This window comes from Paracidovorax avenae ATCC 19860, assembly GCF_000176855.2.
GTDB lineage: Bacteria > Pseudomonadota > Gammaproteobacteria > Burkholderiales > Burkholderiaceae_C > Paracidovorax > Paracidovorax avenae.
In genome coordinates this window covers 1,869,266-1,884,416 of record NC_015138.1, presented here as the reverse complement: position 1 = coordinate 1,884,416, position 15,151 = coordinate 1,869,266, and the positions used below count along the sequence as shown (strand labels likewise).

The following is a 15,151-nucleotide window of genomic DNA, read 5'->3' as shown; positions in this document are numbered from 1 at the left end:
CCTCCTGCCCTGCACCGCTTCCCAAGGACCACGCCATGAAGCCCCTGCCAAAACTCGCTGCCCTGGCCGCCTTCGCGCTCGGCACTGCCGGCGCTTGCGCCGACACCTATCCTTCCAAGCCCATCCGCCTCATCGTGCCCTTCGCTGCCGGAGGCACCACGGACAACCTCGGCCGCCTGCTGGCCGCGCGACTGTCCGGAAAGCTGGGGCAGCAGGTCGTCGTCGACAACCGCGGCGGAGCCGGCGGCAACATCGGGGCGGATCTGGTCGCCAAATCGCCCGCGGACGGCTACACCCTGCTGTTCGCCACGGTCGGCACCCAGTCCATCAACGGATCGCTCTACAGGAAACTGCCGTTCGACCCCGCGAAGGACTTCACGCCCGTCGCGCCCTTCGCCAGCGTGCCGAACATCCTGGTGGTCAACCCGCAGTTGCCGGTCCGGTCCGTCGCGGAACTGGTCGCCTACACAAAGTCCCGGCCGGACTCCATCAACATGGGCTCCGCCGGCAACGGATCCACCAACCACCTCTCCGGCGAACTGTTCAAGTCGATGACCGGGGCATCCTTCCTGCACGTTCCATACAAAGGCAGCGGCCCCGCGATGGCGGACCTGCTGGCCAACCAGATCCAGCTCATGTTCGACAACCTGCCGGGCTCGCTGCCCCAGGTGAAGGCCGGCGGCGTGCGTGCCCTGGCCGTGACCAGCCCGGCACGCTCCCCCGTGCTGCCCGACGTGCCAACCATGGCCGAAGCAGGCGTGCCGGGCTATGCAGTGGAGGTGTGGTTCGGCGTCGTGGGCCCGAAGAACCTGCCCCGGGACATCGTGGAGCGCCTGTCCAAGGACATCACCGCCATCGCGCAGGAGAAGGCCACCACGGACAAGCTGCTGGCGCAGGGCGCGACGCCGATGACCTCGACCCCGGAGGAATTCGCGGGCCGCATCCAGGCCGACACGGAGAAATGGGCCAGGCTCGTGCGGTCGTCCGGGGCGAGCGTGGATTGAGGGCGGCACCGGGGTACGCCTAGGTTGGCGTAATCGGAATAGCCGCCTGCCTGCGAGCTGCAGCCCGCCGCGTCAGCGATGCCGCGCAGGGCCTGGATGGAGAAAAGCGTCGCGCGCACCTCGTGCATGAAGCAGGGATTCCCACCATGGGGAACAAAAGACAAAAGCCGCTACAGCTTTCATAGCTGTAGCGGCTTTGCTTATCTGGGGTGGCTGATGGGACTCGAACCCACGACGACAGGAATCACAATCCTGGACTCTACCAACTGAGCTACAGCCACCGTAGCCTCGAATTATAGCCGGATAAAAACCTATCCGCCTATATTCCCGGCATCAATTTTCCGCGGCGGGGGTGCCGTCGCCCGTCGGGCGGGCCACCTTGAACTGGACCTTGAAGCGGTCCTTGAGCAGTTCGTAGTAGGCCATGGCTTCGGCCTGGGCCTCGGCTTCGGCGTACTGCTGTTGCTGCTGGCGCGCCACGGCCGGGTCCGCGGGGTCGCGCGGCACGATGCGGTCCACCTTGATGACGGCGTAGCCCTGGGCGCCCAGGGGGGTGCCGGCGAAGGTGGGCAGCGTGTCGGCATTCACCTGCAGCGCGGCATCCACCACGGGGCGGGGCTGGCCTTCGGGCTTGTCGCGCGAGACGGTCACGGGGGCGCCCAGGCCGGTGGCGCTGGCCGGAGCGGCCTTCCAGGCGGCCACCTTGGCCTCGCCTTCCTTGCGCGCCAGCTCGGCGGAGCGCTCGGCCACGAAGAGTTCGCGCACGCGGGTCTTCACCTGGTCGAAGGACGGGGTGGACGCCGGCGTGTAGGCAGCGATGCGGCCAGCCACCAGGGTGCTGGGCGCCGTCTCGATGGCCTCGGTGTTGCGCTTGTTCTGCACGGAGTCGGACGAGAACAGGGCCTCCAGGAAGCGGCCGTTGGCCAGCGGGCCCTGGGCGCCGGGGCGCGGCGTACGCGTCACGTCGCTGGCAGTCTGCACCTTCAGCTTGAGCTTGTCGGCCACGGGCTGCAGGCTGTCGGCCTGCTCGTACACGGTGTTGGAGAACACCTCGGCCAGTTCGGCGAACTTGCGCTGTGCCTGCTGCTGCTTGGCCTCCGTCTCCAGCTTGGCGCGCACTTCCTCGAAGGTCGGCTGCTTCGGCGTCTTGACGTCGTTGAGCTGGATGATGTGGTAGCCGTATTCGCTTTCCACCAAGTCGCTGATGTCGCCCTTCTTCATCGAGAAGGCAGCGTCCTCGAACGGCTTGACCATGTCGCCGCGCTTGAAGAAGCCCAGGTCGCCACCGGAGGGCGCGGAGCCGCTGTCCTGCGAGTTCTTGCGGGCCACCTCGGCAAACGTGTTCGGCGCCTTGCGCACCTGCTCCAGCAGCGCCTGCGCGCGGGCCTTGGCCTTCTCGCGGTCGGCGGCGGGAGCGTCCTTGGGCGCGTTGATCAGGATGTGGCTGGCGCGGCGCTCCTCCTTGCCGGCGAGGCGCTCCAGGTTTTCCTTGTAGTAGCTGCGCAGGTCGTCCTCGCTCAGCGTGATGCTGGCGCGCACGGCGTCCAGGTCGAGCACCACGTACTGCACGTCGGCATGCTCGGGCTGGCGGAACTGCGCCTCGTGGGCCTTGTAGTAGGCCTGGAGTTCGTCGTCGGTCGGCGTGACCTTGGCGGCGAAGTCCTTGGCGTCGAAGCGGGCGACGCGGATCTCGCGGCGCTGGTAGAGCGAATCCAGCGCGAGGCGCGCCGGCTCCTGGGCCGCGAAGGCGGAGCCCATCACGCCGCCCATCACCTGGCTGAGGGAGAGCTCGCGGCGCACGTTGTTTTCGAAGCCCTCGGGCGTGAGGCCCTGGGAACCCACCAGCGCCCGGTAGGCCTCGGCATCCAGCGAGCCATCGGGGCGCTTGAGCGCGGCGATGGCGGGAATGCCCTGCAGCGTGCGGGCCAGCTGGGCGTCGCTCGTGACCAGGTGCATCTTGACGGCGGCGGCCTGCATCACGCGGTCGCGCACCAGGCGCTCCAGCGTGGCGTAGCGCGCGCGGGGCGAATCGAGCAGCCTGGCATCGACCGAGGGCGACTGCGCGCGGATGCGGTCCGTCTCCATCCGGTGCGCGTTGTCCCAGTCGTCCTGGGTGATGTCATGGCCATCCACGCGCGCCACCACGGCGCTCTTGCTGGTGAAGTAGTTCCGGTCGATGCCCACGAGCACAAACGACGGAATGATCAGCAAGAACAGCACGATCATGACGACCTTGGAGTGCTTGCGGATGGATTCGAACATGGTTTCGATCTTTCAATGGCGACAAAAGAAAAGGCGAACTCTCGTTCGCCTTTTGATCGGTGGTGGGTGCTGACGGGGTCGAACCGCCGACCTACGCCTTGTAAGGGCGCCGCTCTACCAACTGAGCTAAGCACCCCACCTTGAACCTTGAGCCTCAGTTGAGGGCATCCTTCAATGCCTTGCCGGGGCGGAACTTCGGAACTTTAGCAGCCTTGATCTTAATCGTATCGCCCGTACGGGGATTGCGGCCCGTGCGCGCAGCGCGCTTGCCCACCGCGAAGGTGCCGAAACCGACCAGAGACACCGTGCCGCCCTTCTTCAGGGTCTTCTTGACCGACTCGATCATGGATTCCAGGGCGCGCGCAGCGGCTGCCTTGGAGATGTCGGCGTTGGTCGCAATTTGCTCAATCAGTTCGGACTTGTTCACAAGAAGCCTCTCGGGAAAGGATGTGGAGGAAATGTCTGGCGCGAATCTGGCCTTCACACGCGCCGGAACAGCCGCTGCTGCGCGGGGTTCGTACGGGTCGTGAAAGGGGCTGGCATGGGGCAGATGCCGCTGTGCCAGATTAAAGCCATCGACTTTCCGGGTGTCAATACAACGGGCCGTTTTGCGACGGCGGAAACTGTGGATTTTAGCGGCAATTCCGGAGGCGCCAGGCGATGCGCGGGGTTTGCGCAACGGGCGCCGCGCGCTCTATCGCAAGCCCCCATTGACATGCGGCAGCGCCTGCACGGTCAGCGCTTGACGCGCGCGCGGATCTCCGGCAAAGCCTTCTGCAGGTAATAGACCATGGACCACACGGTGAGCACCGCGGCCAGCCAGATCAGCCACGTGCCCCAGACACCCGTGTCGATGGCGCCGGCGCGCCCGTCGTAGAGCAGGAACGGGATGGCGACCATCTGCACCGTGGTCTTCACCTTGCCCAGCATGTGCACCGCCACGCTGCGGGAGGCGCCGATCTGCGCCATCCACTCTCGCAGGGCGGAAATCGCGATCTCCCGGCCGATGATGATGAGCGCCACGAACACGTCGGCACGCTGCAGGTGCACGAGCACGAGCAGCGACGCGCAGACGAGGAATTTGTCGGCGACCGGGTCGAGGAAGGCGCCGAAGGAGGAGGTCTGGTTCAGCTTGCGCGCCAGGTAGCCGTCGAGCCAGTCGGTCGCTGCGAAGACCACGAACATCACCGTGGCGATGAGGTTGCGCGTGGCCGGCTCCAGCGGCGCGTAGAACACGCCCACGATCAAGGGTATCGCGACGATGCGCGTCCAGGTCATGATGGTGGGGATGGTCAGGAACATGGGGCGATTGTGTCATGCCACCATGGCAGCCGCCCGCTCAGCGCAGCGCCCGGTAGATCTCCTGCGCGAGCTCCAGCGAGATGCCGTCCACCGTGGCCAGGTCCTCCACGCTGGCCGCCGCCACGCCCCGCACCCCGCCGAAGCGCTGCAGCAGGCGCGCGCGCTTCTTGGGCCCCACGCCGGGGATCTCCTCCAGCTGCCCGCCGCCCACGCGCACCTTGGCGCGCGCGGCGCGCATGCCGGTGATGGCGAAGCGGTGGGCCTCGTCGCGGATCTGGGCCACCAGCATGAGCGCGGCGGAGTCGCGCCCGAGGTAGATCTTCTCGCGGCCGTCGGCGAAGACGAGTTCCTCCAGCCCGACCTTGCGGCCCTCGCCTTTCTCCACGCCGACGATGCGCGACAGCTCCAGGCCCAGCTCGGTGAACACTTCGCGCGCCATGCTCACCTGCCCCTTGCCTCCGTCGATCAGCACCAGGTCCGGCAGGCGCGCCTGCCCGGGGGCCGGCTCGGCACCGCCGGCCTCGCGCTGCGCCTCCACCACCTTGCTGTAGCGCCGCGTGAGCACCTGCCGCATGGCGGCGTAATCGTCGCCGCCGGTGATGCCTTCGATCTTGTAGCGGCGGTATTCGCTGCTCTGCATGCGGTGGTGGTGGAAGACCACGCACGACGCCTGCGTGGCCTCGCCCGCCGTGTGGGAGATGTCGAAACACTCGATGGTGAGCGATTCCAGGTCGTCCATGGGCAGGTCCAGGGCCTCGGCCAGCGCGCGCGTGCGCGCCTGCTGGGAGCCCTCTTCGGAGAGCAGCCGCGCGAGCTGGATGTCGGCGTTCTTCTGCGCCATGTCCAGCCAGGCGCGGCGCTGCTCGCGCGGCTGGTGCACCGCACCCACGCGGATGCCGGCCTGCAGCGAGAGCGCCTCCAGCAGCGCGCGGTCCACCGGCTCGCTGGTGACGAGCACGGGCGGCACCGGCACGCCGATGTAGTGCTGGGCGATGAAGGCCTCCAGCACCTGCACTTCCAGCGAGCGCTGGGGTGTGCGGGGCGCGGCGGGCGACGCCTCCGCCGGGCCTGCCGTTTCGGCAGCGCCATCGGGGCCATCGCTCCCGTCAGCCCCCTCCTCCAGCTGGTACACCGCGGCCGCGTCTTCCACGTGGACGGGGAAGTACGGCCGGTCGCCCAGGTGGCGGCCGCCGCGCACCATGGCGAGGTTGACGCAGGCGCGGCCGCCCAGCACCTTCACGGCCAGGATGTCCACGTCCTTGTCGGAGACCGTCTCGATCGCCTGCTGGTGCAGCACGCGCGAGAGCGCCGTGATCTGGTTGCGGATATCCGCCGCCTGCTCGAACTCCAGCCGTTCGGAGTGCGCCATCATGCGCGCCTCCAGGGCTTCGAGCAGTTCTTTGGTCTCGCCACGCAGCATGGCGTCGGCGTTGCGCACGTCCAGTGCGTAGGCTTCGGGAGAGATGAGGTCCACGCAAGGGCCCGAGCAACGCTTGATCTGGTAGAGCAGGCAGGGGCGCGTGCGGTTGGCGAAGACAGTGTCCTCGCAGGTGCGCAGCCGGAACACCTTCTGCAGCAGCAGGATGGTCTCCTTCACCGCCCAGGCGCCGGGATAGGGGCCGAAGTACCGGTGCCGCTTGTCCACGGACCCGCGGTAGTAGGCCACGCGCGGAAAGCGCTGGCCGGGCGGCTCGCCGGTGCCGTCGCGCGCGGCAACGCCCGTGATCTTCAGGTAGGGATAGCTCTTGTCGTCGCGGAACAGGATGTTGTAGCGCGGGTTCAGCGACTTGATGAGGTTGTTTTCCAGCAGCAGCGCCTCGGCCTCGGAGCGCACCACGGTGGTCTCCAGCCGCGCGATCTTGCCGACCATGTGGCCGATGCGCGTGCCCCCATGGGTCTTGGTGAAGTAGCTGGAAACGCGCTTTTTCAGGTTGCGGGCCTTGCCCACGTAGAGCAGCCCGCCCTGGGCGTCGAAATAGCGGTACACGCCCGGCAGGGGTGGCAGCGAGGCCACCTGCGCGAGCAGTTCATCGGAGTGCACATCGGACATGGTGCGTATTGTGGCCGGCACGCACGGCCGCGCCGGGCGGGGCCGTGCGATGGCCCGTGCCCGGCCGGGCTTTGTCAGTACCCGCCGTAGGCGCGGCGCACCAGGGCAGCCGCGAGGATTCCGGACGGATCCACCAGCGTCCAGCCGGCGGCCTCCGGCGCATCGGGCAGCGCCAGGGGAATTTCCGTGCAGGCCATGACGAGCGGAACGTCGCCATGCTGCGCGCGCACCGCCTGGCCCACCTCGGCGAACCGCCGGCGCGCCAGGGCCATGTCGCCGGCCTTCACGCCGTCGTAGATGCCTTCCATGAGCCATTCCTTCGCCTCGGCGGAGGGCAGCACGCACTCCACGCCATGCGTGTCGAAGGCCTCGTCGTACAGGCCCATGCCGTAGGTGCCCTGCGTGGCCAGCAGCGCCGCGCGGCGGATCCCGCGGCGCTGCAGTTCGGCGGCGGTCTCCCGCGCGATATGCAGCAGCTCCACGCCCGGCACGCGCTCCTGCAGCGCCGCATGCCAGGCATGCGCCGTATTGCACGACATGGCCGCGGCGCGGGCGCCCACCGCGGCCAGGCGCTCCAGCGCCGACACCAGCCCCTCGAGCGGCTGCGGCGCCCCCGGATCACGCAGGGCCTGTGTGCGGTCCGCCACCGGTACCTGGGCGATCCAGTGCTCGGGGAACGACTGATCGCGCACGGCCTGGCCATGGTCGCGCAGCCATTGTTCCGACGCGCGCACGAACAGCCGCGCGAAATCCACGCCCGCGGCCGGGCCCATGCCGGCCAGGATGCCGACGGTCATCGCGGGCATGGCAGCCACGGACGAATTCTCAGGTGCGTTCATTTCTTTGACTCAGGAAACATCAGCATTGTGCGCAATCCAGGCAACCGGCGCTGCCGCAACCTTCAGAAGGCCGCGGAGCAGGCCACGCCAGCAGACGCCGTGGAATCGGCTTCGCCGGGCCACCGGCGTCGTCACCCTGCCCGCCGTGCCATGCACGGCGGGAAAGGGGCTGAGGGCCGCGGCTCCGAGCCTGCCTGTGCAGGCTTGGACGTGCCCGAAGGGCTGCCGCCTCCGGCGGCTGCATGGAAGGCGCGTAGCGCCTCAGGGGGGTGTTCCCTATCTCAGCATGCTGGACATGGCGGAGAGCCCATTGATCATCCGCACCGCCGATTCGGTATCGGGCGCGGTGAAGCGCAGCGCGTCGGGCGCCGTGCGCTCCAGCGTGGGCCACTGGCAGAACAGGTCCGCCAGCGCCACCGACTGCGCCTCCAGATCCACCGTGACGGGGCCCTCGATGCGGAACGGCCGGGCCTGTCCGGCCCGGGCGGTGGCCTGGGACACGCCTTCCCGGATGGCCGCGCAGGCGCGTTCCGGTGACAGGCTGATGCCGCTGTTGGCGCCCGTGGCGCGCTTGGTCTGCACGAAATGCGCGTGCGGGAACAGGTCCCGCGTCTCCGCGATGAAGGCATCGTCGCCGGAAGCGGCGATCACCGGCGCGCCATAGGCCCCCGCCAGGGCGCCGTAGATGCCGGCTTCGCCCAGTTCGCGCCCGTTGAGCGAGATGCGGGCGAACGCGAAGCTGTTGATGGTGTGGGCCAGGATGCCGTGGGCCCGCGATTTCGCGTGGTAGCCGATGAAGCATACGCCGTCCACGCCCAGTTCAACGCCGGCCACCATGCTCAGGTAGCGCGGCTTGCCCTGGATGGCCTGGGCGCGCGGATCGAGCAGGTCCGGCGGCATGTTCCTAAAGCCCCCGTGCGAATCGTTGACGAACACCTCGGCGGCACCGCCGTCGAACGCCCCGGCGATGGCGGCATTCGCCTCCGCGGCCATGAGGCGCCGTGCGCGCTCGTATTCCGGGTTGCCGGCGCGCACCTGCTCGGGGTGATAGACGCCGGCCACGCCTTCGATATCAACGGAGATGAGGATTTTCATGGACTGCACTGGACGGAAAAAGGGAAACGACGGACGTGCCCGGTTGGGATGGATGGGATCAGCCGGCCCTGGAAAGCAGGTCGCGCAGCGCGCGGCGGCAATGCCCGTCCCTGCCGGTGACGGTTTCCGCATGCCAGAGCGCGTGGACGATGGCCTGCTCCACGCTGTCGGCCGCGGCCTGGAACAGTCCGTCGAGCAGGCCTTCGTGCACCATCGCCACAGCCGGCATCGGCTCCTGCGGCAGGTGCGGCAGGGTGTAGGCGGTCGAGAACGCCAGGGCGATGTCGCCGCTGCCGTGGCCATAGACCGAGCCCGTGCGCGCGAGGCCTGCGGCGGCCCGCCAGGCCAGGCGGCGCAGCTGGCGGGCGTCCAGGGGCGCATCGGTGGCGAGCACCATGATGATGGAGCCCTTCTCCGCGGCGCGGGCAGCGGCCTGCTCTTCGGCATGGAGCGCGCCGGCCAGGGCCGCACCGATCGGTGCGCCGCCCCAGACCAGGTTCGGCAGCAGGCCGTAGTTGGCCAGCACCACCGCACCCACGGTGCAGGTACCGCGGCCGTGCAGGGGCACGCGGCGCGACGCGGTGCCGACGCCGCCCTTGCACTGGAAGCTGGACATGCCCCGCCCCGCGCCGACCGCACCCTGGGCCATCTGCACGCCCGCGCCGTCGCAGGCCGCGCGGTAGTGGCTCTCGCCCACGGCCATGCGCTGGATGTCGTTCAGGTAGCCGTCGTTGCACTCCAGCACCAGCGGATTGACGGTGGGCAGGGCGCGCCCGGTCTCGGGGTTGGTGCGCACGCAGTCGCGGATCTGCGCCTGCGCCAGCGCGCCGACGGAGAAGGTATTGGTGAGTGCGATCGGCGTCTCGAGCTGGCCCAGCTCTTCCAGCTGCACCAGGCCCGTGCTCTTGCCGAAACCGTTGATGACCGCGGCGCCGGCCGGCACCTTGTGGCGGTACGGATCCTGCGCGTGGGCATGGATCACCGTCACGCCGGTCTGCACCGGGCCGTCGTCCAGCGTGGCATGGCCGACGGTGACACCGGCCACGTCCGTGATCGCGTCCCGGGGGCCGGCATCCAGCAGGCCGATGCGCGGCGGCGCCATGGCGGCGGGGTCGCGCACGCTCATGTCTGCCGGTCGATCTTGGGGTCCAGCGCGTCGCGCAGGCCGTCGCCCAGCAGGTTGAAGGCCAGCACCGTGAGGAAGATGGCGAGGCTCGGGAACAGCGCGACGTGCGGCGCGTTCACCATGTCGGCGCGTGCCTCGTTGAGCATGGCGCCCCACTCCGGCGTCGGCGGCTGCGCGCCCATGCCGAGGAACGACAGGCTGGCAGCCGTGATGATCGAGGTGCCCACGCGCATCGTGAAATACACGACGATGGACGAGATGGTGCCGGGCAGGATGTGCCGCACGATGATGGTCCAGTCCGATGCGCCGATGCTGCGCGCGGACTCGATGTAGGTCATCTGCTTGAGCACCAGCGTGTTGCCGCGCACCAGCCGCGCGAAGGCGGGCACGCTGAACACTGCCACGGCCACCACCACGTTGGTCATGCTGCTGCCGAGGATGGCCACCACGCCCAGCGCCAGCAGGATGCCGGGGAAGGCGAACAGCACGTCGGAGATGCGCATCACGATGCGGTCCCACCAGCCTTCGTAGTAGCCGGCGAGCAGGCCCAGCGTGGTGCCGATCAGGCAGCCGATCGCCACGGAGAGGAAGCCCGCGGCCAGCGAGATGCGCGCGCCCATCAGGATGCGGCTGAAGATGTCGCGGCCGAGCGGATCGACGCCGAACCAGTGCATGGCCGAGGGGCCGTCGTTGATCCGGTCGTAGTCGAAGAAGTTCTCCGCATCGAACGGCACGATGGCGGGGGCCAGCACGGCCACGGCGACGAGCAGAACGACGAACACCAGCGCGGCCACCGCGACGTGCTGCTTCTTGAATTTGCGCCAGAACTCGCGCCAGGGCGTGCGCACCGTGGAGGCGCCGGCGGCGGGGGCCACCGAGGCCGCCGCGAGCTGGGCGGCGTCGGGAGGCGTGGGAATGGAGGGCGTGGTCATACCGAGTCTTCGTCAGTGGGAGGGGTCCGGTCCGTGCGCTTCACTTGTAGCGGATGGTCGGGTTGATGAAGCCGTAGAGCATGTCCACCACCAGGTTGATGAGGATGAACTCCAGCGAGAAAAGCAGCACCAGCGTCTGGATGACGGGGTAGTCGCGCATGGTCACGGCGTCCACCAGCAGGCGGCCGAGGCCGGGCCAGTTGAAGACCGCCTCCACCACGATCGAGCCGCCCAGCAGGAAGCCGAACTGCAGGCCCATCATGGTGACGACCGGGATGAGCGCGTTGCGCAGGCAGTGCTTGAGCACCACGGTGCGCTCGTTGAGGCCCTTGGCGCGCGCGGTGCGCACGAAGTCCTCCTGCACCACCTCGACGAAGGAGGCGCGCGTGAAGCGCGCCATCACCGCGGCCACCGCGGCGCCCAACGTGATGGAGGGCAGGATGTAGTGCTTCCAGCTGTCGGCGCCCACGGTGGGCAGCCAGCCGAGCTCCACCGAGAACACCTGCATCAGCGTCATGCCCAGCGCGAAGGCGGGAAAGGAAATGCCGGACACCGCGAGCGTCATGCCCAGCCGGTCGGGCCAGCGGTTGCGATAGACGGCCGAGAGGATGCCGATGCCCATGCCCAGCACCACCGACCAGGCCATGGCGGCCAGGGTGAGCAGCAGCGTGGGCATGAAACGCTCGCCGATCTCGGCGGCCACGGGGCGGCGGGTGCGGATGGACGTGCCGAAATCCCCCTGCACCATGCGCGAGAAGAAGTGCACGAACTGCTCGGGCAGGGGCTTGTCGAGACCCAGCTCATGGCGCACGACCTGCACGGTGGCCTCGTCGGCGTCCACCCCGGCGGCCAGGCGCGCGGGGTCGCCCGGCAGCATGTGGACGAAGAGGAACACCAGTACCGCCACGATCAGCAGCGTGGGCAGGAGCCCCAGCAGTCGTTTGAGGAAATAGTTCAGCATGGGTGCGGCGCTGCGGTGCGCAGCGAGGGGAAAACGGGAGCGGAACGAAAACGGGAAAAGGGCCCCCGCGGCATGCGGGGGGCCGGACACCGGGGCTTACTTCAGCGAGATCTCGTCGCTGTTGATGTTGCCGTCGGGCATCACGTACACGCCAGAGAGGCGCTTGGCGTGGGCGTAGAGCACTTCCTCGGTCACCAGCGGGATGCGCGGCAGGTCCTTGGCGATCTGCTCCTGCGCGGCCTTGTAGAGCGCGGCACGCTCACCGCCGTCGGTGGTCAGCAGGGCCTTGGCGATGGAGTCATCCACCACGGGGTTGCTGTAGAAGGCGTAGTTGGCCAGCTTCGGTGCCCACGATTCGGTCGAGAACAGCGGGCGCAGCGCCCAGTCGGCCTCGCCGGTGGAGGACGACCAGCCGATGTAGTAGAGGCGCGCCTTGGCGGTCTTCGGATCGGGCCAGGCATCGACCAGCTCCGCCCGCTTGCCGGGCTCCAGCGCCTCCACCGACACCTTGATGCCCACCTGCTGCAGCTGCTGCTGCAGGAACTGGATCACCTTCTGGCTGGTGGTGTTGTTGTAGCCGCTCCACAGCGTGGTCTCGAAGCCGTTGGGGTAGCCGGCTTCCTTGAGCAGTTCCTTGGCCTTGGCGACGTTGTAGGGAATCGGCTGCATCTTCACGGCGTACTCCACGCCCTGCGGCACGAAGCCCTGGGCCGGGAAAGCGTAGCCATTGAAGGCCACCTTGGACAGCGCCTCCTTGTTGATGGCGTAGCCGATGGCCTCGCGCACCTTCAGGTTGTCGAAGGGCTTCTGCAGCATGTTGAACGTCAGGAAGCGCTGGATGATGGAGGGTGCCGTCACCACATCCACCTTGTCGCTCTTCTTGAGCGTGGCGACCTGCTCATAGGGCAGCGTGAAGGCGAAGTCGGCCTCGCCCGTCTGCAGCATGGCGGCGCGGGTGTTGTTCTCGGTCACCGGCTTCCAGGTCACCTGGTCGACCTTGGGGTAGCCCTTCTTCCAGTAGTTGGCGAACTTCTTGCCGACGATGGCTTCGGTCTGCTTCCACTCGACGAATTCGAACGGGCCCGTGCCCACGGGGTGGAAGGCGATGTCCTTGTTGCCCCACTTGGCGAGTGCGGCGGGGGAGATCATCGCGGCGGAGGCGTGGCCCAGCGCGTTGATGAAGGGGCCGAAGGGCTCCTTGAGCGTGATGCGCAGGGTCTGCGGGTTCACGGCCTCGACCTTGGCCACGCGGTTGAACTGGTTGGCGCGCAGCAGGCGGTTGGCCGGATCCATCACGCGGTCCAGGTTGGCCTTGGCAGCGGCGGCATTGAAGTCGGTGCCGTCGTGGAACTTCACGCCCGAACGCAGCTTGAAGGTGTACACCAGGCCGTCCTTGGAGACTTCGTAGCTCTCGGCCAGTACGTTCTTGAGCTTCATGTCCTTGTCGAAAGCGAACAGGCCTTCGTAGAAGCTCTTGGTGACGGCCGTGGTGATGGTCGTGTTGGTGTTGTACGGATCCAGCGTTTCGGGCTGCTGGTAGATGGCCAGCACGGCATTGCCGGCGGCCAGCGCCGAGCCGGTGGCGGACAGGGCGGCCAGTGCCAGCAGGCTGGCGGCGACGCGGCGGGAAGCGGGGGTCTTCTTCATGGTGGACTCCGGTTGGGAAAGGAACATCAGTACAGGTTGGCGATGGAGTGGCGCGCGACGAAATGCCCCGGCCCCACTTCCACCAGCGGCTGCACCGCGGGCTCGTCGCCGATGGCGCGGATGGGGCTGGGAATATCGCCGTCCAGCAGCGCCCGCTTGAGATGGCGGCGCGCCGGATCGGCGATGGGCACGGCAGCCATGAGCTTCTTCGTGTAGGCGTGCTGCGGGTTCTCGAAGATCGCCCGGCGCGGGCCGATCTCCACGATCTGGCCGAGGAACATCACCGCCACGCGGTGGCTGATGCGCTCCACCACCGCCATGTCGTGCGAGATGAAGAGGAAGGCCACGCCGAGCTCGCGCTGCAGGTCCAGCATCAGGTTGACGATCTGCGCCTGGATGGAGACGTCGAGCGCCGAGACGGATTCGTCGGCCACCACCACCTTGGGGTTGAGCGCCAGGGCGCGTGCGATGGCGATGCGCTGGCGCTGGCCGCCGGAGAACTCGTGCGGGTAGCGCTGCGCATGCTCGCGCGGCAGTCCCACCTTCTCCATGAGCCAGTCCACGCGGGCCTGGGCCTCTTCGCGGGTGCCGATCTTGTGCACCAGCAGCGGCTCCATGATCGAGAAGCCCACCGTGAGGCGCGGGTCGAGCGACGCGAACGGATCCTGGAAGATGAACTGGATGTCGCGGCGCAGGGCCTGCACCTCGGACGTGGGCAGGTCGAGGATGTTGCGGCCGCCGAACTCGATGGCACCGCTCTGGCTCTCCACCAGGCGCAGCAGCGAGCGGCCGGTGGTGGACTTGCCGCAGCCGGACTCGCCCACCAGGGCCAGGGTCTCGCCGGGATAGAGGTCGAAGCTCACGCGCTCCACCGCGTGCACGCGGCGCTTCACGCGGTTGAGCAGGCCGGCGCGCAGGTCGAAGCGCGTCACCAGGTCCTTCACGCGCAGGATGGGCTGCACGCCTGCCGGGCGGGTGTCCGCGGGCGTGGATTCGAGCACCGGCTGCGCCTGGACCGTGCCATCGGCGCCGAGCAGTTCGAAATGGCGCGGCAGGTCCGTGCCCTGCATGGCGCCGAGCTTGGGCACGGCCGACAGCAGCGCGCGGGTGTAGGTATGCTGCGGCGCGGCGAAGATGCGGTCCGACGCGCCCTCTTCCACCTTGTCGCCGCGGTACATCACCAGCACGCGGTCGGCCACCTCGGCCACCACCCCCATGTCGTGGGTGATGAAGATCACGCCCATGTGCATCTCGTCCTGCAGCTGCCGGATGAGCTGCAGGATCTGCGCCTGGATGGTCACGTCCAGCGCGGTGGTGGGCTCGTCGGCGATCAGCAGCTGCGGCTTGCACGACAGCGCCATGGCGATCATCACGCGCTGGCGCATGCCGCCCGAGAGCTGGTGCGGGAAGCGGTCCAGCACGTTGCGCGCCTCGGGGATGCGCACCAGCTCCAGCATGCGCAGCGCCTCGGCCCGCGCGGCGGCCCGGTCCTTGCCCTGGTGCACGCGGATGGATTCGGCGATCTGCTCGCCCGCGGTGAACACGGGGTTGAGCGAGGTCATCGGCTCCTGAAAGATCATGGCCACGTCGGCACCGCGCACGTCGCGCATCACGGCGTTGCTGGCGCGTGCCACGTCCAGCACCTGGCCGTTGCGGCGGCGCAATGCCACCGAACCGCCGATGATCCTGCCGCCGCCGTGCTCCACGAGCCGCATCAGCGCCAGGGAGGTGACGGACTTGCCCGAGCCCGATTCGCCCACGATGGCCAGCGTCTCGCCGCGGTCCACGTGGAAGGACAGGTTCCGCACGGCATCCACCGTGCGCTCGGAATTCGCGAAGCGGATGGTCAGGTCATCGACGGCCAGCACGCGCTGCTCGGGCAGGACGAGGGTCGAGGGAGAGGTCGGGACGTTGGATTTCATGGGGCCGGGAG

12 protein-coding genes and 2 tRNA genes are annotated in these 15,151 nt (G+C 68.4%); 1 reads left to right on the top strand and 13 read right to left on the bottom strand.

Annotated elements, in window-relative coordinates; all coding sequences use genetic code 11:
• Positions 1-35 precede the first annotated feature (35 nt).
• Positions 36-1,004: a Bug family tripartite tricarboxylate transporter substrate binding protein gene (locus tag ACAV_RS08385; protein WP_013594135.1), complete on the top strand. Its 969-nt coding sequence runs from the start codon at positions 36-38 to the stop codon at positions 1,002-1,004.
• A gap of 205 nt (positions 1,005-1,209) precedes the next feature.
• Here the strand turns inward: ACAV_RS08385 and ACAV_RS08380 are convergent.
• The 13 genes from ACAV_RS08380 to ACAV_RS08320 all read right to left on the bottom strand — a co-directional run bounded on the left by ACAV_RS08380 (position 1,210) and on the right by ACAV_RS08320 (position 15,140).
• Positions 1,210-1,285: transfer RNA gene (locus ACAV_RS08380), tRNA-His, on the bottom strand.
• Positions 1,286-1,337: 52 nt separating this feature from the next.
• Complete coding sequence (locus ACAV_RS08375) at positions 1,338-3,266, bottom strand: SurA N-terminal domain-containing protein (RefSeq protein ID WP_013594134.1); 1,929 nt, start codon at positions 3,264-3,266, stop codon at positions 1,338-1,340.
• 60 nt (positions 3,267-3,326) lie between these two features.
• Positions 3,327-3,402, bottom strand: a tRNA-Val gene (locus ACAV_RS08370).
• 18 nt (positions 3,403-3,420) lie between these two features.
• On the bottom strand, positions 3,421-3,693 hold the full coding sequence (locus ACAV_RS08365) for an HU family DNA-binding protein (RefSeq protein WP_011794801.1): 273 nt from the start codon (positions 3,691-3,693) through the stop codon (positions 3,421-3,423).
• A 308-nt stretch (positions 3,694-4,001) separates the two neighbouring features.
• Positions 4,002-4,568: a CDP-diacylglycerol--glycerol-3-phosphate 3-phosphatidyltransferase gene (pgsA, locus tag ACAV_RS08360; RefSeq protein ID WP_013594133.1), complete on the bottom strand. Its 567-nt coding sequence runs from the start codon at positions 4,566-4,568 to the stop codon at positions 4,002-4,004.
• 37 nt (positions 4,569-4,605) lie between these two features.
• The gene (gene uvrC, locus ACAV_RS08355) at positions 4,606-6,618 is read right to left on the bottom strand and encodes an excinuclease ABC subunit UvrC (protein ID WP_013594132.1); all 2,013 of its coding nucleotides are present in this window, start codon (positions 6,616-6,618) and stop codon (positions 4,606-4,608) included.
• A 74-nt stretch (positions 6,619-6,692) separates the two neighbouring features.
• Positions 6,693-7,457, bottom strand: a complete 765-nt coding sequence (locus tag ACAV_RS08350; protein ID WP_013594131.1) for an aspartate/glutamate racemase family protein — start codon at positions 7,455-7,457, stop codon at positions 6,693-6,695.
• Between the two features lie 276 nt (positions 7,458-7,733).
• A complete protein-coding gene (locus ACAV_RS08345) occupies positions 7,734-8,552 on the bottom strand; it encodes a M55 family metallopeptidase (RefSeq protein ID WP_013594130.1) in 819 nt (272 codons plus the stop codon).
• A gap of 58 nt (positions 8,553-8,610) precedes the next feature.
• Positions 8,611-9,678 carry a DmpA family aminopeptidase gene (locus tag ACAV_RS08340; protein ID WP_013594129.1) on the bottom strand — a complete coding sequence of 356 codons (1,068 nt, stop codon included), beginning with the start codon at positions 9,676-9,678 and terminating at the stop codon, positions 8,611-8,613.
• Complete coding sequence (gsiD, locus tag ACAV_RS08335; RefSeq protein WP_013594128.1) at positions 9,675-10,610, bottom strand: glutathione ABC transporter permease GsiD; 936 nt, start codon at positions 10,608-10,610, stop codon at positions 9,675-9,677. Before gsiD ends, ACAV_RS08340 begins: the two co-directional genes overlap by 4 nt.
• A 40-nt stretch (positions 10,611-10,650) precedes the next feature.
• Positions 10,651-11,571: a glutathione ABC transporter permease GsiC gene (gsiC, locus tag ACAV_RS08330; protein ID WP_013594127.1), complete on the bottom strand. Its 921-nt coding sequence runs from the start codon at positions 11,569-11,571 to the stop codon at positions 10,651-10,653.
• 96 nt (positions 11,572-11,667) lie between these two features.
• Positions 11,668-13,218, bottom strand: coding sequence for a glutathione ABC transporter substrate-binding protein GsiB (gene gsiB, locus ACAV_RS08325; RefSeq protein ID WP_013594126.1), 1,551 nt, complete (start codon positions 13,216-13,218; stop codon positions 11,668-11,670).
• A 26-nt stretch (positions 13,219-13,244) separates the two neighbouring features.
• On the bottom strand, positions 13,245-15,140 hold the full coding sequence (locus tag ACAV_RS08320; protein WP_013594125.1) for a dipeptide ABC transporter ATP-binding protein: 1,896 nt from the start codon (positions 15,138-15,140) through the stop codon (positions 13,245-13,247).
• Between the last annotated feature and the right edge of the window lie 11 nt (positions 15,141-15,151).